We start from the raw sequence: 21,542 nt of genomic DNA, 5'->3' as shown, positions 1-21,542 counted from the left end.
GCCATCGGAGCACACATGACATCGGACACACAGCAGTGCCCGGCGCCGGTTCCCGGCGCCGGGCACTGACAGGGGATGTCGCTACGCGCGGCCCGCGGTCTTCTGCGTCTTGCGCGTGACCGAGTCGATCACGACCGTGGCGAGCAGCACACCGCCGGTGATCATGTAGACAATCGGGGTGGCGATGCCCTCGAGCGCGAGGCCGTACTGGATCGAGACGATCACCATGACGCCGAGCAGGGCGTTCCAGGTGCGGCCGCGGCCACCGAAGAGGCTGGTGCCTCCGATGACGGCCGCCGCGATGACGTTCATCAGGAGGTCACCCGTACCGGCGCTCTGGTTCGCGGCCGAGATCTTGGAGGCCCAGAACAGACCGCCGACGGCCGCGAAGGTGCCGGCGATGGCGAAGACCGAGATCCGGACCGCCGTGACGTTGATACCGGCACGGCGGGACGCCTCGACGCTGCCGCCGAGGGCGAAGATCTTGCGGCCGTACGCCGTGCGCCGGAGCACGAAGTCCGTGATCACCAGGACGAGCAGGAACAGCACCAGCGCGAGGGGCAGGCCCTTGTACTGGTTGAACATGTACGCGGCGGCGAAGGCGACCAGAGCCAGCAGGACCGTGCGGAACACGATGTCCGAGAGCGGCCGGGACGGAATTCCGGCGGCCTCACGGCGGCGGCTGTCGACGAACGACGAGAGGAAGAAGATCACCACCGCGACCGCGGCGAAGCCGTAGGCCGCCGCCACGTCCGTGAAGAAGTAGGTGGTCAGCTGGGCGACGACGCCGTCGCTGTCCAGGTTGATGGTGCCCTGGTTGCCGAGGAGCTGGAGCATGAAGCCCAGCCAGAAGAGCAGTCCCGCCAGGGTGACGGCGAAGGCCGGTGCGCCGATCTTCGCGAAGAAGAAGCCGTGGAGCGCGCCGATGGCCGCGCCGCTCACGAGCGCGACGAGGATGGCGAGCCACTCGTTCATGCCCTGGGAGACGGTCATGACGGCGACGATGGCGCCGGACACACCGCTTACCGAGCCGACCGACAGGTCGATCTCACCGAGCAGCAGCACGAAGATGATGCCGACGGCCATCATGCCGGTGGCGACCATCGTGACGGCGATGTTGCTGAGGTTCTGCGCGGAGAGGAACTGGGAGTTCAGGCTCTGGAAGATCACGCAGATGAGGAGCAGGCCGATGACGACCGGGATCGAGCCCAGGTCACCGGCGTGCAGCTTGCGCCTGAACTCGGACAGGTAGCCCGCGAGGCCCTGCTCGCGGACCAGCAGGCGGGGGTCGACCGCGGTGACCGCGTCGTGCGCGGCGTCCGGGTTCACCACCTGGTGTCCGCCGGCGGGAGCGGAGGTCTTTTCGGTACTCACTTCTGCGCCTCCGTGGTGCGCGCCGCACGACGGGTCACGGCGTTTTCCGTGGCGCCGGTGATGGCGGAGATGATCTCTTCCTGCGAGGTGGACTTGACGTCGAAGACGCCGTTGTTCCGGCCGAGCCGGAGCACCGCGACCTTGTCGGCGACGGCCTTCACATCGGCCATGTTGTGGCTGATGAGGATGACCGCGTGGCCGCGCTCGCGCAGCCGCTCCACCAGATCGAGCACCTGTGCGGTCTGCTCGACGCCGAGGGCGGCGGTGGGCTCGTCGAGGATGACGAGCTTGGGCTCGCCGAGCATCGAGCGGGCGATGGCCACGGTCTGGCGCTGGCCGCCGGAGAGCGAGGCGATCGGGATGCGGACGCTGGGGATGCGGATCGACAGGGTGCTGAGGAGCTCGCGGGAGCGGCGCTCCATCTCGACCTCGTCGAGGATGCCGCGCTTGCGCAGCTCCCGGCCGAGGTAGAGGTTGCCGACGACGTCGATGTTGTCGCACAGCGCGAGGTCCTGGTAGACGGTCGCGATGCCCAGGTTCTGGGCGTCGTGCGGCCTGCCGATCGATACGGCCTTGCCCTCCCACTCGATGACGCCTTCATCGATGGGGTGCACACCGGCGATCGTCTTGACCAGCGTGGACTTTCCGGCGCCGTTGTCGCCTACGAGGGCGACCACCTCGCCGCCGTGGACCTCAAGCTCTACGTCGGTGAGCGCCTGAACGGCACCGAACCGCTTGGAGACCCCGCGCAACGCCAGCACGGGCGTAGCGGACACGTGAACCATCTCCTTCGCCGCCTGACCGGCGGGGATACCGCACCGGTGGGGTGGCGCGGTGGTTGAGCAGTAGCCAAAAACTCGGGAGTAGCGTTTCTGTCCGGTACCCCGCCCCGTTAGCGGGGGCTGGGGTGGGGCGGGGCACCGGACAGGCCTCTGGTGACCTCGGTGGGGCCGCGGGTGACCTCGGTCAGGTCGTGCGACCCCACTGGTCGTGCGGCCTACTTGAGGCCGAGCGCGTCGCAGGCGGCCTTGTACTTCGGCGTGCAGATGTCGGCGACGGTGTAGACGCCGTCCTTGATCACGGTGTCCTTGATGTTGTCCTTGGTCAGCGAGACGACCGGGACGAGGACGGAGGGGATGGCCTTGTTGGTGGGGCTGTCGACGCGGGACGTCTCGATGGAGCCGAGCTTCTCACCCTTGGCGAGCGCCACGGCCATCTCGGCGGCGGCGGCGGCCTCGGGAGCGTACGGCTTGTAGACGCTCATGAACTGCTCACCCGCGACGATGCGCTGCACACCGGCGAGTTCGGCGTCCTGGCCGGTGACCGGGGGGAGATTGGAGAAGCCGCCGGCCTTCAGGGCCGTGATGATGCCGCCCGCCATGCCGTCGTTCGCGGAGTAGACACCGATGATCTTGTCCTTGCCGAGGGCCGAGATCGCCGCCTCCATGTTGGCGTTGGCGTTCTCCGGCTTCCACTCCTTGGTGTCGTACTCCTTGCCGACGTTCACCTTGCCCTCGAGCTCGGCCTTCGCGCCCTTCTTGAAGAGGGCGGCGTTCGGGTCGGTGATCGCGCCGTTCATCATCACGATCTGGCCGTCCTTGGCCTTGTCACCCAGGGCCTCGAGGAGCGCCTTGCCCTGGACGCGGCCGACCTCTTCGTTGTCGAACGAGGTGTACGCGTCGATCGGTCCCTCGGCCAGGCGGTCGAAGGCGACGACCGGGATACCGGCCTCCTTGGCCTTCTTCACGCCGCCCGCGATCGCCTTCGAGTCGACCGCGTCCACGATCAGCGCGTCGACCTTGTTGGTGATCATGGTGTCGACCTGCTGGGTCTGCAGGGTCGCGTCCTGCTTGGCGTTGGCGTAGACGACCTTGGCCTTGCCGTTCGTGAGCTCGCTGATCTTCTTCTCGATGAGCGGCTTGTCGAACTTCTCGTAGCGCGCGGTCTGGTTCTCGGGGAGCAGGAGACCGATGGTGAGGTCGTCGCCCTTCGCGGCACCGGTCTTGTCGCCGTTGTCCCCGGACTCCTTGGCGCTACCACAGGCGGCGAGGGACACAGCCATCGCGGTGGCGGCCACAGCCACGGCGGCACGACGCATCTGCGTGTTCATTCAGAAACCTCCCTGACGAGGCCGCGTCGTTGCGGCCGAGGTGCCTGGAAGTCAACTCGGCTGCCAGGCCGACGTCAAGGAGTAAATCCTTAACGAGATGACAACGGTGCCATTCGTTATCTAAGTGAAGGCAGGCTCTCCGGCCGGGACCGAGCTGTCCAAAAGTGTTGAATCGCCCATTTCGCTGAGCACGAGTGCCAGCGCGCCCAGCACCTCGGCCCGTCCTCCGAGCGCACCCGGGAGTACGGAGAGCTGCCGGGCCGCGCTCGGAATCGCGTACCGGGAGACCGATTCACGGATCGGCGCAAGTACCAATTCTCCCGCTTCCGCGAGATTTCCGCCCAGGACCACCCGGCTGGGGTTGAGCAGGTTGCACAGGTTCGCCACCCCGCTGCCGATGTGCCGCCCCACGTCGGCGATCACCCGCCGGCAGCCCGGGTCCCCCTCGCGCGCCAGCTGCACGACGCGCTCCATCGTCAGCTCCGGGCCGTGGCTGGGCTGCAGCAGCGGCAGGACGTACCGGGCGGCCGCGAAGGTCTCCAGACAGCCCCGGTTCCCGCAGCGGCAGACGGGCCCCGACTCGTCCAGCGTGATGTGCCCGATCTCGCCGGCCGTGCCGCCCGGCCCCCGGTAGATCTGGCCGCCTATCACCAGCCCGGCGCCGACGCCGCTGCCGACCTTGATGTACGCGAGATCCCTGACCCCGCGCCCGCTGCCCCAGACGAGCTCGCCGAGCGCGCCGAGGTTGGCGTCGTTGTCGACGTACACGGGCACGCCGAGCCTGCGGGAGAGCTCGTTGCTGGGGTTGATCCCGGACCAGCCCGGCAGGATCGAGGTGGAGCCGAGCGTCCCCGACTCGACGTCGATGGGTCCCGGTACGCCGAGACCGACGCCGATCACCTTGTCCCGGCCGATCCCGGTGGTCTCGACGAGCCGTTTGACCAGCTGCTCCGCCCGGTCGAAGCCCTCGGCGGACGAGGCGTCGACGTCCAGCGGCTCGGACTCCTCGGCGAGCACCTGGTGGGCGAGGTTCCCGAGGGCGACACGCAGATGGGTGTGGCCGAAATCGACGCCGATGACGATGCCTGCGTCGCCGCTGAGGGAGACGCTGCGGGCCCGGCGGCCGCCGGACGAGGTCGGGGTGACGTCGACCGTGCCGCCGTCCTTCAGTTCACGAACGATGTTGGACACCGTGGCGGCGGAGAGGCCCGTACTCCTCGCGATCTCGGCCTGGGTGAGCGAGCCGGCCATGCGCACGGCACGTACGACCCGCTCGAGATTGGCCCGATGCAGAGATGTCTGCGACCCCGGAGTCTCCATCGACTCATCCACTCCTGCCCACGGCGGGCGGCGCGACCGCCGCCCCGGCGCGGGGCGCCGCTAGGGAACCCCGACGTCTCTCCAACTTGTGAACTCTTAGCTCACCTGTTGGTGCCCTGTCGCGTCAAGACCTTGAGCATGTGGGGAACGCGGCCCGGGCCCCGCCCGACACATGTCGAACGGGGCCCGGACCGGGCTGTACGGGCTGTGGCGTCGCCCTGCGCCGTTATTTGAGCGTGCCCGCGGTGAGGCCCGACTGGACCTGTCGCTGGAAGGAGATGTAGACGACGACCACGGGAAGGATCGCCACCGTCATACCCGCGAAGATCACGGGCAGGTCGCCGGCATAACCCTGTTGCTGGTTCAGCAGCACCAGGCCCTGCGTCAGCATCGAGCGGTCCGGGTCGAAGCCGCTCTGCTGCTGCATGAGCACCAGCGGAAGGATGTACTGGTTCCACTGGCCGAGCAGGTTGAAGATGCCCACGCTGATCAGTCCGGGCTTGGCCATCGGCATCATCACCTGGAAGAAGATCCGGGTGTGCGAGGCACCGTCGATCACCGCCGCCTCCTGGATCGCGGTCGGCAGCGTCCTGAAGAACGCGTGCATGAAGAAGACCGTGAACGGCATGGAGTAGGCGACGTAGACCAGGACCAGACCCTGGTACGTGTTGAGCATGCCGAGCTGTTTGATGAGGAAGTACAGCGGGATGAGCCCGAGGTACACCGGGAACATCGCACCGGCGATGAAGAAGTAGTAGACGAGGCGGTTGCCCCAGAACTGGTAGCGGGCCAGCACGTAGGCGCCCATCGCTCCCAGCAGCATCGTCAGCGGCACGGAGAAGACCAGCACGATGACGGTGTTGAGGAAGTACGAGCCGATGTGCCCCTTGGTCCACGCCCGTGAGAAGGCGTCGAAGTTCCAGTTGGAGGGCCAGGACCAGGAGCTGGCGCCGATCTCCGCGTCGGTCTTGAAGGAACCGAGCACGATCCAGATCAGCGGCAGGATGATCATCACGGCCCACAGGATGAGGAAGCCGTGCGAGAAGACGTTGAGGATCTTGCCGTCACCGTCACCGCCGCGACCGCCGCGGGGCTTGCCGCCGCCGCCGATCCGGACCGGTACGGTCTCCTTGGTCACGCCGTCAATGGTCGGTGTAGTGGACATCGCGTCTTCCCCGCTCAGTACTCGATGCGCTCGCGGCGGCTGGCCCGCAGCGTGACGACGGACAGGATCAGCGTGAGGAGGAGAATCACCACGCCCATGGCGCAGGCGTAGCCGCTCTTGCCGAACACCAGGAAGTTGCGCATGAGGTAAGTGGCCATCACCTCACTGCTGTGGTCGGGCCCGCCTCCGAAGCTGTTGCCCGGCGTCATGACCGAGATGAGCGCAAAGCAGTCCATGGCCATGATCGCCAGATAGACCCAGGACGTCTGCACCGTGTCCCACAGCAGGGGCAGGGTCACCTTGAAAAAGGTCTGGGTGCGACGGGCACCGTCGAGCAGTGCGGCCTCGTAGATCTCCCTGGGGATCGACTGCATGGCGGCCGAGAACAGGACGAGGTAGAAGCCCACGCCCCACCACAGGAGCACGAAGGCGACGCACCACAGCACCAGGTTCGGCGAGTTGAGCCACTCGACGGGCTGCTCGGGGTCCGAGATGCCGAGCTTGATCAGGCTGCCGTTGATGAGGCCGGCGACATCGCCGCGGTAGACCGCCCGCCACAGGATGGCCAGGATGACCACCGACAGGACGTGCGGCAGGAAGAAGATGACCTTGTAGAGGCCGGAGCCGCGGACGCCCCGGATGCCGGCCTCACCACCCCGCCCGCCCACGTTCACCATGAAGGCGAAGAAGAGGGCGAGCAGGATGGTGACCAGGGGCAGGGCCACCAGCAGCAGGAGGTTGTTCCACAGCGCCCGGAGGAAGACGCTGTCGGAGAACAACTCCGCGTAGTTGTCGAGGCCGACGAACTCCATCTGCGAGGACTGACCCCGCCAGTTGGTGAAGGAGTATCCGAAGGTCTGGACGTACGGCCAGATCATGAAGATCAGATACAGGCCGAGCGGACCGATCAGGAATCCGGCGACGAACCGGTTCTTGCCCTTGTGCATATGACTCTGCCCCTGGTCAGTGCGGGAACGGCTACGAACGCTTGTTGTTCTTGCTCGCCGGGTCCTTGGCGGCCTTGTCGACCGCGGCCTGGGCCCGCTTGAGCCATTCCTTCGGCTGAATGCGCTTGGCCATCAGCTCGGCGGACGCCGTGCGGATGGACTCGTCCATCTCGCTGTACCAGTTGATGTAGTAGTAGTCGAAGGTGTTGGCACCGGCCGCCGTGACCGCCTCGACCGCGGACTTGGTGCCGGGCCGCAGCTGGACCGAGGTGTCCACACCGTCCTTGACGATGGTCAGCGAGTTCGCCTGCTGGGCGAAGATCGTCGACCACTCCTTGGAGAGCATCCGGCGGAGGAACTCGAGACCGCCGGCCTTGTTCTTCGCCTTCTCGGGGACGATGAACGGCTCGCCGGCGCCGGCCCGGATCGCCTCGAAGGGCAGCTTGCTGCCGGGCAGCAGCGGCATCGGCAGGAACTTCATGTCGAAGTCCGCGGGCGTCTGCTTCAGCTGCTCGTTCTCCAGCCAGGATCCCGAGGGGATGAAGACGGCCTTGCCCTTGTTCCAGGCGGTCTGCGACTCGATGTGGTCGAGCGAGTTGGTGCCCGGGAGCAGCAGGCCCTTCTCGACGATCTCGTAGATCGCCTCGATGGAGGCCGTTGCGGCCTCGCTGCCGACGAAGGCCTTCGGGTCGAGGTTGTCGATCGCCTTCATGGCGTCCAGACCACCGGTCTTGGCGATCAGGTCCATGATCATGACGTTGATGTAGTACGGGTGCTTGCCCTGGTGGGCGAGGCCACCGATGCCGTCCGCCTTGGCCTCCTTCATGATCGTGAGGAAGGCGTCCCAGGTCTTCGGCACCTCCCAGCCCTTGTCCTTGAAGAGCTTGCCGGAGTACCACACACCCCAGACGGTGTAGATGTAGTTCAGCGAGTACATCTTGCCGTCGAAGTTGCCCTTTTCGGCGGTACCGGGGATCAGGATGTCCCGGACCTTCTTCGCCGGGTCGTCGAACGACGGGGCGTCGAGCAGTTCATCGAGGTTGGCGAGCTGGCCGTCCTTGTAGAGGGTGTCGAGCTTGATCTGCTGGGCGCCGGAGTTGTCGATGACGTCCGGCGGGTTGCCGCCGACGAAGCGGGGCTGGAGCTTGCCGGTGATCTCCTGGGTGCCCAGGTGGGAGACCTTGCCGCCCCAGGCCTTCTTGTACTCCTTCTCCCACTCGATCGCGTACTGGTCGCCGAAGCCGCCCTTGAAGATGACGACATCGAGGACACCGTCCTTGGCGACGCCGAACGGGTTGTCCTTCGTCACCTCACCCTTCTGCTTGGACTGGTCGTCACCACTGCTGCTGGCGCAGGCGGACAGGAAACTCATCGTCGGGACGGAGATCAGGCCAAGTGCGGCAGAACGCTTGATCAGGTTGCGACGGCCTAGGCCCTCATTGTTGTGGGCGGAGGTGGATCCCATGCTCAAGTCCTCGCCTTCTCCAGGACTCAGGCGGTGTACCGGTCGCCCGTGCTTCTCGCCTGAGGCGAAGGGCCCCGCCACCGCGGTCAATTGCCGAAGCTGGGTCATGCAGGTCGTGCAGGGGTGGAGCGCAATGCGATGCAGCGGGAACGGCAATGCGTCCGGTCGGCAGACGATGCACTCGACTGCTCCGCCGTCCGCCGTCCCCCCTGGCCCGCCCACCATGTCGATACGGCGAGCCGGACGCCGACAGGTATAGTCCACTTCCCGCCAAAGGAGCAAGATCGAAAGCAAGGTTCGACAGCAGTCTTTCCCGAGTTGAGACCTCGCGGATATGAGAACACTGTCCGAATGCATTCCACCGGCGGAATCTCACCGGAACGGCCGATTCCGAACCTGTCGTACCGCCAACACCCTTGACATCATGTGGCACTTACCTCCCTACTGGATCCTGCGCCATGCGCATGACAACGTTGTCGCTTCAGTGGGAGGAACGGCTCGGTATGCAGCCCAGACCAAGCCCTCGGCACAGACAAGCCCGCGCGGCCGCCCTGGTGGCGGCCGCTTCCCTGCTGGTGGTGACGGGGCAATCGGCCGCCGTCGCACTCCCCTCCCAACCCGCCGCGCCGACCGGGGAATTCACCACGTCGTTCGAGGCGGACGAAACCCAGCCCGATTGGCGCAACACCGTCGAAACGGGGCCCGACGGAAAGAAGCGGTCATCGGGTGTCGACGGCGGCTTTGCTTCGGGAATACCCGGAAATGTGACGGACAAGGTCGTCGAACTGCGCGCGAGCGGCGAGAACGCGGGCGCCGGTGAGACCAAGGAGAATCTGGTCGACCTCCAGCCGTCGACCAAATGGCTGGCCTTCACCCCGACGGCCTGGGCCGAATTCGACATGGACGCCCCGGTCAAGGTCGTCACCTACGCGCTGACATCGGCGAACGACTTCGACGAGCGCGACCCGACGGACTGGACCCTCAAGGGCTCGGCGGACGGCAAGGAGTGGAAGGTCCTGGACACCCGCGAGGGCCAGACCTTCGAGAAGCGCTTCGAGACGAAGACGTACGACATCGATGTCGCGAACGCCGCGGCCTACGCGCACTACCGGCTGGAGATCACCAGGAACAACGGCGCGTCGGGCATCGTCCAGCTCGCCGATGTCCAGTTCTCCGACGGCGACACGAGCACCCCGGTGCCGGAGGACATGCGCAGCCATGTCGACCGCGGCCCCGCCGGCTCCCCGACGGCGAAGGCGAACGCCGGCTTCACCGGGAAGCGCGCCCTGAGGTACGCGGGCACGCACAAGCCGGACGGCCGCGCGTACTCGTACAACAAGGTCTTCGACGTCGACACGGCCGTGGGGCGCGACACGGAACTGTCGTACCGGATCCACCCCTCGCTGCCCGAGACGGACCTCAACTACCCCGCCACGAACGTGTCGGTCGATCTCGCCTTCACCGACGGCACCTATCTGAGCGACCTCCGGGCGGTCGACTCGCACGGCGGCCTGCTGACCCCGCAGGGCCAGGGCGCCGCCAAGCGGCTCTACGTCAACCAGTGGAACCAGGTGGCCTCCCGGATCGGCTCGGTCGCGGCCGGCAGGACGGTGGACCGGATCCTGGTGGCGTACGACTCGCCCAAGGGCCCGGCGAAGTTCCAGGGCTGGATCGACGACATCCGCATCGCCCCCAAGGCGCCCGAGAAGCGGCTCGCGCATCTGTCGGACTACGCGTCGACCGTCCGCGGCACGAACTCCAGCGGCTCCTTCTCGCGGGGCAACAACTTCCCGGCGACCGCGGTGCCGCACGGCTTCAACTTCTGGACGCCGGTCACCAACGCCGCCTCGCTCAGCTGGCTGTACGAGTACTCACGCGCGAACAACGCGGACAACCTGCCCACCGTGCAGGCGTTCAGCGCCAGCCATGAGCCGAGTCCCTGGATGGGCGACCGGCAGACCTTCCAGCTGATGCCGTCCGTCGCCGAGGGCACACCGGACCCGTCACGCACCGCCCGCGCCCTGCCCTTCCGCCACGAGAAGGAGATCGCACGCCCGCACTACTACGGGGTGACGTTCGAGAACGGGCTGAAGACGGAGATCGCCCCCACGGACCACGCCGCGATCATGCGGTTCACCTATCCCGGTGAGAACGCGGCCGTGCTCTTCGACAACGTCACCGACCAGGCCGGGCTCACGCTCGACCCGGCGACCAGCTCCTTCACGGGCTACTCGGACGTCAAGAGCGGGCTGTCCACGGGCGCCACCCGGCTGTTCGTGTACGGCGTCTTCGACGCGCCCGTCACCTCGTCCGCGTCCGAGGGTGTGAAGGGGCATCTGCGCTTCGACGCCGGCGCGGACCGTACGGTGACATTGCGCATTGCAACGTCACTGATCAGCATCGACCAGGCGAAGAAGAACCTCACGGCCGAGATCCCGGAGTCGGCGAGCTTCGGCCGGATCAAGGACCGGGCGCAGGACGCCTGGGACGACATCCTCGGCCGGGTCGAGGTCGAGGGCGCCACCCACGACCAGCTGGTGACCCTGTACTCGTCGCTCTACCGGCTCTACCTGTACCCGAATTCGGGCTTCGAGAAGGTCGACGGCAAGGACAAATACGCCAGCCCGTTCTCGCCCCAGACCGGACCCGACACCCCGACCCACACCGGCGCCAAGATCGTCGACGGCCGGGTGTACGTCAACAACGGCTTCTGGGACACCTATCGGACGACCTGGCCCGCTTACTCCTTCCTCACCCCGAAGAAGGCGGGCGAGCTCGTCGACGGCTTCGTCCAGCAGTACAAGGACGGCGGCTGGATCTCCCGCTGGTCCTCCCCCGGCTACGCCGATCTCATGACCGGCACCTCCTCCGACGTCGCCTTCGCCGACGCCTACGTCAAGGGCGTCCGCGGCTTCGACGCGGAGGCGGCGTACGAGGCCGCGCTGAAGAACGCCACCGTCGCGCCGCCGAGCAGGGGTGTGGGCCGCAAGGGCATGGAGACCTCGCCCTTCCTCGGCTACGCCTCCACCGAGACGCACGAGGGCCTGTCCTGGTCGCTGGAGGGCTACCTCAACGACTACGGACTGTCGAAGATGGCCGACGCGCTCTACGCCAAGACGAAGAAGGCGCGCTACAAGGAGGAGTCGGCGTACTTCCTCAACCGTGCCCGTAACTACGTCACGCTCTTCGACTCCGAGGCCGGCTTCTTCCAGGGCCGGAACCTGAAGGGCGAGTGGCGGGTTCCCTCGGGGCAGTTCGACCCCCGCATCTGGGGCTACGACTACACCGAGACGAACGGCTGGGGTTACGCCTTCACCGCGCCCCAGGACTCACGGGGCCTCGCCAATCTGTACGGCGGCCGCGCGGCGCTCGGCAAGAAGCTGGACACCTACTTCGCGACGCCGGAGACGGCCTCGCCGGAGTTCGTCGGCTCGTACGGCAGCGTCATCCACGAGATGACGGAGGCCCGGGACGTACGGATGGGCATGTACGGGCACTCCAACCAGGTCGCCCACCACGTCACCTACATGTACAACGCGGCCTCGCAGCCCTGGAAGACCCAGGAGAAGGTGCGCGAGGTGCTCTCCCGCCTCTACACCGGCAGTGAGATCGGCCAGGGCTACCACGGCGACGAGGACAACGGCGAGCAGTCCGCCTGGTACCTCTTCTCCGCACTCGGCTTCTACCCGCTGGTGATGGGCAGCGGGGAGTACGCGATCGGCTCGCCGCTCTTCACGAAGGCCACCGTGCATCTGGACAACGGCCGGGAGCTGGTGGTCAAGGCCCCGGGGAACAGCTCGCGGAACATCTATGTGCAGGGCCTGAAGGTGAACGGAAAGTCCTGGAACTCCACCGCGATGCCGCACTCGCTGCTCGCTCGCGGCGGCACGCTGGAGTTCGCGATGGGGCCGAAGCCGTCGAGCTGGGGCACGGGGAAGAAGGCGGCCCCGGTCTCGGTCACCAAGGACGACAAGGTGCCCTCGCCCCGTAGGGACGTGATCGGCGCGACGGGTCCGCTCTTCGACAACTCCTCGGCCACGGAAGGGTCGTTGCCCGAGGGGACGCCGGCGGCGCTGGACCTGCCGGTGACCGGCGCGGTGCGGGCCGTCCAGTACACGCTGACCTCGTCGGTCCGGGACCGGGCCCCCACGGGCTGGGTGCTCCAGGGCTCGGACGACGGGCAGAAGTGGACGGCGCTGGACGAGCGGAAGGGCGAGGCGTTCGCCTGGGACCGGCAGACGCGGGTCTTCACGATCGCCGACCCCGGCTCGTACCGGCACTACCGGCTGGTGCCGAGCGGCGCGCCCGAGTCGCAGGGGCCCGCACAGCTGGCGGAGATCGAACTGCTGGCCACGCAGGGAGCAGGTGGTTAGCCGGCGATTACCGTCGGTGGCTATCCAGGAGTCGGTGTGCCGCGTCGCACAGGACGCGGCACACGTCCCTTCCGACCGACTCCTGGAGTACGACGTGACTCATCTCTCCGGCCGCCGTGGCGGGCGCGCGCTGACGCGCCTGGCCACGGCGGCGCTCGCGACCGCTCTCGCCGGTTCGCTCGCGGCGACGCAGGCGTTCGCGACCCCTTCCGTCGTTCCTTCGTCCGTTCCTTCCGTCGTTCCGTCGGGCACCGCGTCGCCCGTGCCGCCGGAGGCCCCGCAGTTCCCGCTCACCGCGGTCGACGGTCGGGGCGACGTCCATGTGTACTGGCCGGACGGACGAGGCGGCCTGAAGCCCCGTGAGTTCGTGCTCGGCGGCTGGCAGACCCATCGGTCGGGCACACACGTCGACCACGACAGGGACGGTCTCGCCGAGGGCGCCTACGGGCAGCGGGCGGACGGCCGGCTCTTCTATGTGACGGAGGCGGGCGAGCGGCTGCTGGAGGGCGAGTGGGGCCAGTACGACCAGCTGCTGTCCCCCGGCGACCTCGGTGGCACGCCGGAGGCCGATGTCATCGCCCGCGACCCGCGCGGGGTGCTGTGGCTGTTCTCCGCCCGCGCCGACGCCACGCTGCGGCCGCGGATCGTGGTGGGGCCGGGCTGGAACGCGTACACGCAGATCGCGGGTCTCGGTGATCTGACGGGTGACCGTACACCGGACATCGTCGCGCGTGACCGGGCAGGCGTGCTGTGGCTGTACCAGGGCACGGGCGAAGCGAGGAAGCCGTTCTCACAGCGCGTCGGCGTCGGCCACGGCTGGAACCGCTACAACCTGCTGACCTCGATCGGCGACCTCGACCAGGACGGGCGCAGCGACCTGCTGGCCCGTGACCGGACCGGGGTCCTGTGGCTCCACAAGGGCGCCGGCAGCGCGAAGGCGCCGTTCTCGCAGCGGACCCGGATCGGCGACGGCGCCCACTGGAACCGGTACCGTCTGCTGTTCTGACGAGGACTTTCCTGACGGCCCGGCTTCTGACGCTCCCTCTGTGCGTCTGCTCGGCGGCTCGGCTGCTCGGTTGCTCGGCGGTCCGTCAGCTCGGCCGTCCGTCAGCTCGGCCGTCCGTCAGCTCGGCCGTCCGTCAGCTCGGCCGTCCGTCTGCTCGGCTGTCCGGGTCCGGGCCTCACTCGACCGGCGAGCGCCCGGTCGCCCGCGGGTCGGCCCCGGCTTACGTTCCGAAACGTGGAACTCACCATCGCACCCGGGGACGGTCTCGTCGACGAGGTCCCGGACCTCGTCGTCCAGGGGCTCGGCGCGCATGAGCACGTGACCGTACGGATCGATGTGACCGACGCCGCCGGGAGGGCCTGGCGGTCCGTCAACCGCTACCGCGCGGACGCCGGGGGTGTCGCCGGCCCGGCGACGTGCGCACCGGTCGCGGGTTCCTACACGGGTGTGGACCCGACGGGTCCGTGGTGGTCGATGACGCATGTGCAGCGCGATGTGCCGCCCGTCGCCTTCTCCGCACCGGACGACCAGCTGGTCTGGACCGTCCGCTGCGCGGCCGATGCGGCGCGCCAGGTCCGGCGGACGGTCGTGCGCCGCTGGCGTGCGCGGCGGATCACGCGGACGGAGGCGGTGGACGAAGGCCTGCGGGTCGTCGAGTTCGCCCCGCGCGCGCTCGATTCCGGGCCCCGGCCGGTGGTCGTGCTGATCCCCGGCTCCACCGGCGTGGAGGCGGTCACGCCGACGGCCGCGCTGCTGGCGTCCCGCTGCGGCTTCACCACGGTGGTGCTCGGATACGCCGGCGGGGAAGGGCAGCCCGCGACGCTGCGGGAGGTGCCGCTCGAACGCCTTGCGCGGGCGGTCGGGGCTCTGGCGGACGGCCGCCGTGTCGGCGTCGTCGCCTGCTCGGTGGGGACGGGCGGGGCACTGGCCGCTCTCGCCCTGGGCCGGGTGCCCGTGCGGGCGGTCGTGGCCGTCGCGCCGACGCATGTCGTCTGGCAGGCCCTCGGTCCCGGCGGCCCGCCGCCGAGGACCTCCGCCTGGACGTACAAGGACGCGGCCCTGCCGTACGTGCCTGTGCGGAGCGAGCTGCTGCTGCCGCAGCTCGCGGCTCGTGCCGTCCTGCGGCGGCTGCCCGGCGGCCGGTCCCGCTCCCCCGCGCTGCGGACGCGGCTCGCCTTCGCGGCCGGGCTCAGGGACACGGCGGCGGTGGAGAACGCGCTGATCCCGGTGGAGGACATCGCGGCCCCGCTGATGGCGGTCGCCGGGGGCAAGGACGCGGTGTGGCCCGCCGACGAGATGGCCCGCGCCCTGATCGAGCGCCGCCGTACCGTGCCCGCCGAGGACGTGCTGCTGATCCACCCGGGAGCGGGGCATGTTCTGCGCCCGCCGCTGATCCCGACGACCGTCGACCGGACGGCGGACCTCGTCTCCGGCGGTACTCCGCAGGCCAACGCGCTGGCGCAGAGCGAGACATGGGCGGCGATGACCAGCTTCCTGGAACGCCATCTCCAGGCAGCCCGCCTCACCGAGGCCGCTGACGACAACACCGGGTGAGGGCCGCGGCGAGCCCGCGGATCGCCGGTGGCGGCCGTACCCGACCGGAGCGGGCACAGGATGTCGGGTGCGGCAGGGTGGGCCTTCCCTAGCGTGAGTGACCGGAAGGGAAGGAGGCCCGGGGTTGCTGGAACGGCTGCACCAGGCGATGGAGTACATCGAGCGCCATCTCGACGAGCAGATCGACGTGGCCGGGCTCGCGCGGATCGCCGTCACGTCGGAGTACCACTTCCGGCGGATGTTCTCCGCACTCGCGGGGATGCCGCTCTCGGAGTACATCCGCCGCAGACGGCTCACCCTCGCGGGCGCCGAGGTCCTCGCCGGGGAGCGGACGCTGCTCGACATCGCGGTGCGCCGCGGCTACGGGTCGGGCGAGGCGTTCGCGCGCGCGTTCCGCGCGATGCACGGCGTCGGCCCCGCCGAGGCCAGGCGTACCGGCGCGGTGCTGGACTCCCAGCCCCGGATGTCCTTCCGCATGATCGTCGAAGGGAGCACCAGCATGCGGTACCGGATCGTGGAGAAGGACGGGTTCCGTGTCGTCGGCAGGAAGGCCCGGGTCCCCCTCGTCCACGAGGGGATGAACCCGGAGCTCGTCTCGTTCGTCCGGAGCATCGGCAGCGAGACCCTGGAGCGTATGGAGGCACTGTCCGACCAGGAGCCGCGGGGGATCGTCGCGGTGAGCGACAACCTCGCCGAGAGCCGTGCGGAGGGCACCGAACTCGACTACTACCACGGCGTCGTGACCGGCGCCGAGGCGCCCGACGACATGGCGGCGCTGACCGTACCGGCCGGCGCCTGGGCGGTCTTCGAGCACTCGGGGCGCTTTCCGGAGACGCTCCAGTACCTGTGGCGGGACGTCTTCACGCAGTGGTTCCCGTCCAACCCCTTCCGGAGCAGGCCTGGCCCGGAGATCCTGCGCACGCGGCTCTCCCCGGACGGCACGGAGGCGGACGCGGAGCTGTGGATCCCGGTGGAGCGGACCACGGCGGGCTGAGCGGGCCGGACAGCCGGAGGGCCGCACCCCCGTGCCGGGGGTGCGGCCCTTTGCCGTACGGCTGACCGTCCGGTTGCCCGTGCGATTGACCGTGTGCCGACCGCTTACTTGCGGATCAGGCTCCGCAGCACGTACTGCATGATGCCGCCGTTGCGGTAGTAGTCCGCCTCGCCGGGGGTGTCGATGCGGACGACCGCGTCGAACTCCACACCGGTGTCGGTGGTGACCTTGACCGTGCGCGGCGTGGTGCCCTCGTTGAGCTCGGTGACGCCGGTGAAGGAGAAGGTCTCCTCGCCGGTCAGGCCGAGGGACTCGGCCGTGACACCCTCGGGGAACTGCAGCGGCAGCACACCCATGCCGATGAGGTTCGAGCGGTGGATGCGCTCGTACGACTCGGCGATGACGGCCTTGACGCCCAGCAGCGCGGTGCCCTTCGCCGCCCAGTCGCGGGACGAGCCGGAGCCGTACTCCTTGCCGGCCAGGACGACCAGCGGGATGCCCTGCTCGATGTAGTTGCGCGAGGCGTCGTAGATGAAGGAGACCGGAGCCGCGTCAGCAGTTGCGGCCCGGGTGAAGTCGCGGGTGTAGCCGCCCTCGGTGCCCGGCGCGATCTGGTTGCGCAGACGGATGTTGGCGAACGTGCCGCGGATCATGACCTCGTGGTTGCCTCGGCGCGAGCCGTAGGAGTTGAAGTCACGACGCTCCACACCGTGCTCGGTGAGGTACTTGCCGGCCGGGGTGTCGGCCTTGATCGCACCGGCCGGGGAGATGTGGTCGGTGGTGACCGAGTCGCCCAGCTTGGCCAGCACGCGGGCGCCCGCGATGTCGGTGACCGGGGTGGTCTCCATCGTCATGCCCTCGAAGTACGGGGGCTTGCGGACGTAGGTCGACTCGGCGTCCCACTCGAAGGTGTTGCCGGTCGGGATCGGCAGCGCCTGCCACTGGGCGTCGCCCGCGAAGACGTCCTGGTAGGACTTGTTGAACATGTCCTCGCCGATGGCGTTGGCGACGACGTCGTTGACCTCGGCCTCGGAGGGCCAGATGTCCTTCAGGAAGACCGGGTTGCCCTCGGTGTCGGTGCCGAGCGCCTCGCGGGTGATGTCCACCTTCATGGAGCCCGCGAGGGCGTACGCGACGACCAGCGGCGGGGACGCCAGGTAGTTCATCTTGACGTCGGGGTTGATCCGGCCCTCGAAGTTGCGGTTGCCGGAGAGCACCGAGGTCACGGCCAGGTCGTGCTCGTTGACGGCCTTGGAGACCTCCTCCGGCAGCGGGCCGGAGTTGCCGATGCAGGTGGTGCAGCCGTAGCCGACGAGGTTGAAGCCGACCTTGTCGAGGTAGGGGGTCAGGCCCGCCTTGTCGAAGTAGTCGGTGACAACCTTGGAACCCGGGGCGAGGGTGGTCTTGACCCACGGCTTGCGGGTCAGGCCCTTCTCGACCGCCTTCTTGGCCACCAGCGCGGCGGCGACCATGACGTACGGGTTCGAGGTATTGGTGCAGGAGGTGATCGCGGCGACGGTGACGGCGCCGTGGTCGATCTCGTACGTCGTGCCGTCGGGGGCCGTGACGGTGGTCGGGCGGGTCGGCACACCGTTGGACGTGGCCGGGGCGTCGGAGGCCGGGAAGGACTCCTTGCCCGCCTCGTCGTCGTCCTCGACGTAGTTGCGCACGTCCTGCGTGAACTGCCGAGCGGCGTTCGCGAGGACGATACGGTCCTGCGGGCGCTTCGGGCCGGCGATGGAGGGGACGACCGTGGAGAGGTCGAGCTCCAGCTTCTCGGAGAAGTCGGGCTCGGCGGCCGGGTCCAGCCAGAGGCCCTGCTCCTTGGCGTACGCCTCCACGAGCGCGACCTGCTGCTCGCTGCGGCCGGTGAGCTTGAGGTAGTTCAGCGTCTCCTCGTCGATCGGGAAGATCGCGGCGGTGGAGCCGAACTCCGGCGACATGTTGCCGATGGTGGCGCGGTTGGCGAGGGAGGTGGCGGTGACGCCCTCACCGTAGAACTCCACGAACTTGCCGACGACGCCGTGCTTGCGCAGCATCTCGGTGATCGTGAGCACGAGGTCGGTGGCGGTGGTGCCGGGCTCAAGCTCACCGGTGAGCTTGAATCCGACGACGCGCGGGATGAGCATCGAGACCGGCTGGCCGAGCATGGCGGCCTCGGCCTCGATACCGCCGACGCCCCAGCCGAGCACACCGAGGCCGTTGACCATGGTGGTGTGCGAGTCGGTGCCGACGAGGGTGTCGGGGTAGGCCTGGCCGTTACGGACCATGACGGTGCGGGCCAGGTGCTCGATGTTGACCTGGTGGACGATGCCGGTGCCGGGCGGGACGACCTTGAACTCGTCGAAGGCGGTCTGGCCCCAGCGCAGGAACTGGTAGCGCTCCTTGTTGCGGCCGTACTCCAGCTCCACGTTCTGCGCGAAGGAGTCCGGGGTGCCGAACTTGTCCGCGATGACGGAGTGGTCGATGACCAGCTCGGCCGGGGCCAGCGGGTTGATCTTCGCCGGGTCGCCGCCGAGCTCCTTCACGGCCTCACGCATCGTGGCGAGGTCCACGACACAGGGCACGCCGGTGAAGTCCTGCATGATCACGCGGGCCGGCGTGAACTGGATCTCCTGGCTCGGCTGCGCCTGCGAGTCCCAGCCGCCGAGCGCCCGGATGTGGTCGGCGGTGATGTTCGCGCCGTCCTCGGTGCGGAGCAGGTTCTCCAGCAGGACCTTGAGGCTGTAAGGGAGGCGCGCGGAGCCCTCGACCTTGTCCAGCCGGAAGATCTCGTACGACTCGTCGCCCACGCGCAGCGTGCTGCGGGCGTCGAAGCTGTTCGCCGACACGACAGTCTCCTTCATCAATGTGCGCGTACTGACCGCATCCTGCCGCCTGTGTTTTCTCAGCAATCCGCTAAGGTAAGGCTTAGTTAGGTCACCCTTACTGAAATGACCGCGGCGGAAGGTTGTGCGGCTCGCCTTCTGTAGATATCTCGATGTCGAGATAACTCTAGTACATGACCGCGGAACGGTCATGCCCGGACACGGGTGACGGGGCGAGCCCCCGATGTCACGTTGCACCGCGACACGCGACACCTCGCCGACACACGCGTCCGATTTGCCCGAGTTGGACCAATGATGCACCATCAAAACAGCGCATCACTCGAATGGTCCATCACACGGGGCACCTCATCTCATATCTGAGATAGCCTGCCGCCATGGCAGACGACTACCTCGTACGCATCGGCAAGCTCATCCGTGACGCCCGTCAGCATCGGGGCTGGACACAGGCACAGCTGGCCGAAGCACTCGGCACCAGCCAGAGCGCCGTCAACCGTATCGAGCGCGGCAATCAGAACATCAGCCTTGAGATGATTGCCCGCATCGGTGAGGCGCTCGACAGCGAGATCGTGTCGCTCGGCTATGCCGGGCCCATGCACCTGCGGGTCGTCGGCGGACGCCGGCTCTCCGGGACCATCGACGTCAAGACGAGCAAGAACGCCTGTGTCGCTCTGCTCTGCGCCTCACTGCTCAACAAGGGCCGTACGGTCCTGCGCCGTGTGGCCCGTATCGAGGAGGTCTACCGGCTGCTGGAGGTCCTCAACTCGATCGGCGTCCGTACCCGTTGGATCAACGACGGCACGGACCTCGAGATCGTCCCGCCCGCCACGCTCGACATGGACGCCATCGACGCCGACGCGGCGCGGCGGACCCGGTCGATCATCATGTTCCTCGGCCCGCTGCTGCACCGGATGGACCGCTTCCGGTTGCCCTACGCCGGCGGCTGCGACCTCGGGACCCGGACGATCGAGCCGCACATGATCGCCCTGCGCCGCTTCGGTCTGGACATCACCGCGACCGAGGGCCTCTACCACGCCGTCGTGGAGCGGTCGACCACGCCGCGCCGCCCGATCGTGCTGACCGAGCGCGGCGACACCGTGACCGAGAACGCGCTGCTCGCCGCCGCCCGCCACGACGGTGTCACCGTCATCCGCAACGCCTCCTCCAACTACATGGTCCAGGACCTGTGCTTCTTCCTGGAGGCGCTCGGCGTACGCGTCGAGGGCATCGGCACCACGACCCTGACCGTGCACGGCGTGGCCACCATCGACGTCGACGTCGACTACTCCCCCTCCGAGGACCCGGTCGAGGCGATGAGCCTCCTCGCCGCCGCCGTCGTCACCGAGTCCCGGCTGACGATTCGCAGGGTGCCGATCGAGTTCCTGGAGATCGAGCTCGCCGTACTCGAGGAGATGGGCCTCGACCACGACCGCACGGCCGAGTACAACGCCGACAACGGCCGCACCCGGCTCGTCGACCTGACCGTCCGCCCCTCCAAACTGGAGGCGCCGATCGACAAGATCCACCCGATGCCGTTCCCCGGCCTCAACATCGACAACGTGCCGTTCTTCGCCGCCATCGCGGCCGTCGCCCAGGGCAAGACCCTCATCCACGACTGGGTCTACGACAACCGCGCGATCTACCTGACCGACCTCAACCGCCTCGGCAGCCGCCTCCAGCTCCTCGACCCGCACCGCGTCCTCGTCGAGGGCCCCACCCGCTGGCGCGCCGCAGAGATGATGTGCCCGCCGGCGCTGCGCCCCGCCGTGGTCGTCCTGCTGGCGATGATGGCGGCCGAAGGCACGTCCGTGCTGCGCAATGTGTACGTCATCAACCGCGGCTACGAGGATCTGGCGGAGCGGCTCAACTCAGTGGGCGCGCAGATCGAAACCTTCCGCGACATCTGACGTTTACGCAGGTCAGGAGGGATTTTCGCCATCCTGGGCCGTCTGTGGGCCGTCGGCCGTGTCACCGCCCCGGCGGAAGACGTGGTCGACGGCCTTTCGCGCGCGTGCCTGGCTGTTCGGCATCAGGTGCGTGTAGGTCCGCAGAGTGAAGCCGGGATCGCCGTGGCCGAGGTACTCCGCCAGGGCCTTGATGTTCTCCCCGGCGTCCAGGAGGACCGGGGCACAGAAGTGCCGGAGCGCGTGCATTCCATGCTCGCGGGAGGACACGAACGCGGTTCCCCCACCTCCCGCTCGGGGATGACGCCGGCCCGAGCCAGGGCCGGCTTCCACACGTGCATGTTGAAGCAGTTTCGGTTTACCGGCTTGCGGGCGAGGAGCCAGCCCGATTCGCGGCCAGCGTAAGGGGCCATGATCTCTCGCCCCATGGCAGCTCCGTAAGTTGTTAGGCGGCCCGGGAGGGCCGGGTGTGGCTGATGGCAGCTTGTCTCGTGTGACTCGGCAG

At 68.2% G+C, this 21,542-nt stretch carries 13 protein-coding genes and 1 pseudogene; 5 read left to right on the top strand and 9 right to left on the bottom strand.

The window, feature by feature from the left end; genetic code table 11:
* Positions 1–81 precede the first annotated feature (81 nt).
* The 7 genes from ABT078_RS00070 to ngcE all read right to left on the bottom strand — a co-directional run bounded on the left by ABT078_RS00070 (position 82) and on the right by ngcE (position 8,381).
* Positions 82–1,374: a sugar ABC transporter permease gene (locus ABT078_RS00070; RefSeq protein ID WP_351222090.1), complete on the bottom strand. Its 1,293-nt coding sequence runs from the start codon at positions 1,372–1,374 to the stop codon at positions 82–84.
* The gene (locus ABT078_RS00065; RefSeq protein WP_351222088.1) at positions 1,371–2,159 is read right to left on the bottom strand and encodes an ATP-binding cassette domain-containing protein; all 789 of its coding nucleotides are present in this window, start codon (positions 2,157–2,159) and stop codon (positions 1,371–1,373) included. Before ABT078_RS00065 ends, ABT078_RS00070 begins: the two co-directional genes overlap by 4 nt.
* A gap of 212 nt (positions 2,160–2,371) precedes the next feature.
* Positions 2,372–3,484 carry a substrate-binding domain-containing protein gene (locus ABT078_RS00060; RefSeq protein ID WP_351222086.1) on the bottom strand — a complete coding sequence of 371 codons (1,113 nt, stop codon included), beginning with the start codon at positions 3,482–3,484 and terminating at the stop codon, positions 2,372–2,374.
* A 120-nt stretch (positions 3,485–3,604) separates the two neighbouring features.
* A complete protein-coding gene (locus ABT078_RS00055) occupies positions 3,605–4,804 on the bottom strand; it encodes an ROK family transcriptional regulator (RefSeq protein ID WP_351222084.1) in 1,200 nt (399 codons plus the stop codon).
* Positions 4,805–5,030: 226 nt separating this feature from the next.
* Positions 5,031–5,969, bottom strand: coding sequence for a carbohydrate ABC transporter permease (locus tag ABT078_RS00050; protein ID WP_502981111.1), 939 nt, complete (start codon positions 5,967–5,969; stop codon positions 5,031–5,033).
* 14 nt (positions 5,970–5,983) lie between these two features.
* A complete protein-coding gene (locus tag ABT078_RS00045) occupies positions 5,984–6,916 on the bottom strand; it encodes a carbohydrate ABC transporter permease (protein WP_351222080.1) in 933 nt (310 codons plus the stop codon).
* Positions 6,917–6,947: 31 nt separating this feature from the next.
* Positions 6,948–8,381 (bottom strand): N-acetylglucosamine/diacetylchitobiose ABC transporter substrate-binding protein, encoded by a 1,434-nt coding sequence (gene ngcE / locus ABT078_RS00040; protein ID WP_351222078.1) that lies wholly within the window; start codon positions 8,379–8,381, stop codon positions 6,948–6,950.
* 503 nt (positions 8,382–8,884) lie between these two features.
* On the opposite strand from ngcE, the gene ABT078_RS00035 reads away from it, so the two are divergent.
* The 4 genes from ABT078_RS00035 to ABT078_RS00020 all read left to right on the top strand — a co-directional run bounded on the left by ABT078_RS00035 (position 8,885) and on the right by ABT078_RS00020 (position 16,308).
* On the top strand, positions 8,885–12,754 hold the full coding sequence (locus tag ABT078_RS00035; RefSeq protein ID WP_351222076.1) for a GH92 family glycosyl hydrolase: 3,870 nt from the start codon (positions 8,885–8,887) through the stop codon (positions 12,752–12,754).
* 94 nt (positions 12,755–12,848) lie between these two features.
* Positions 12,849–13,760, top strand: a complete 912-nt coding sequence (locus ABT078_RS00030; RefSeq protein WP_351222074.1) for an FG-GAP repeat domain-containing protein — start codon at positions 12,849–12,851, stop codon at positions 13,758–13,760.
* 234 nt (positions 13,761–13,994) lie between these two features.
* Complete coding sequence (locus ABT078_RS00025) at positions 13,995–15,314, top strand: acyl-CoA thioesterase/bile acid-CoA:amino acid N-acyltransferase family protein (protein WP_351222072.1); 1,320 nt, start codon at positions 13,995–13,997, stop codon at positions 15,312–15,314.
* Positions 15,315–15,438: 124 nt separating this feature from the next.
* A complete protein-coding gene (locus tag ABT078_RS00020; protein ID WP_351222070.1) occupies positions 15,439–16,308 on the top strand; it encodes a GyrI-like domain-containing protein in 870 nt (289 codons plus the stop codon).
* A 104-nt stretch (positions 16,309–16,412) separates the two neighbouring features.
* On the opposite strand, the gene acnA is transcribed toward ABT078_RS00020, so the two are convergent.
* Positions 16,413–19,139, bottom strand: coding sequence for an aconitate hydratase AcnA (gene acnA, locus ABT078_RS00015; protein ID WP_351222068.1), 2,727 nt, complete (start codon positions 19,137–19,139; stop codon positions 16,413–16,415).
* A 371-nt stretch (positions 19,140–19,510) separates the two neighbouring features.
* Here acnA and ABT078_RS00010 point away from each other — a divergent pair, with 371 nt between their 5' ends.
* The gene (locus ABT078_RS00010; protein WP_351222066.1) at positions 19,511–21,040 is read left to right on the top strand and encodes a helix-turn-helix domain-containing protein; all 1,530 of its coding nucleotides are present in this window, start codon (positions 19,511–19,513) and stop codon (positions 21,038–21,040) included.
* Between the two features lie 12 nt (positions 21,041–21,052).
* Here ABT078_RS00010 and ABT078_RS00005 read toward each other — a convergent pair.
* A pseudogene (locus ABT078_RS00005) lies at positions 21,053–21,399 on the bottom strand (tyrosine-type recombinase/integrase); the annotation flags it as partial.
* Between the last annotated feature and the right edge of the window lie 143 nt (positions 21,400–21,542).

Origin of the sequence: Streptomyces sp. NPDC002133 (genome assembly GCF_040296405.1) — a bacterium.
Lineage (GTDB): Bacteria > Actinomycetota > Actinomycetes > Streptomycetales > Streptomycetaceae > Streptomyces.
This window is presented reverse-complemented; position numbering and strand designations above follow the sequence as displayed.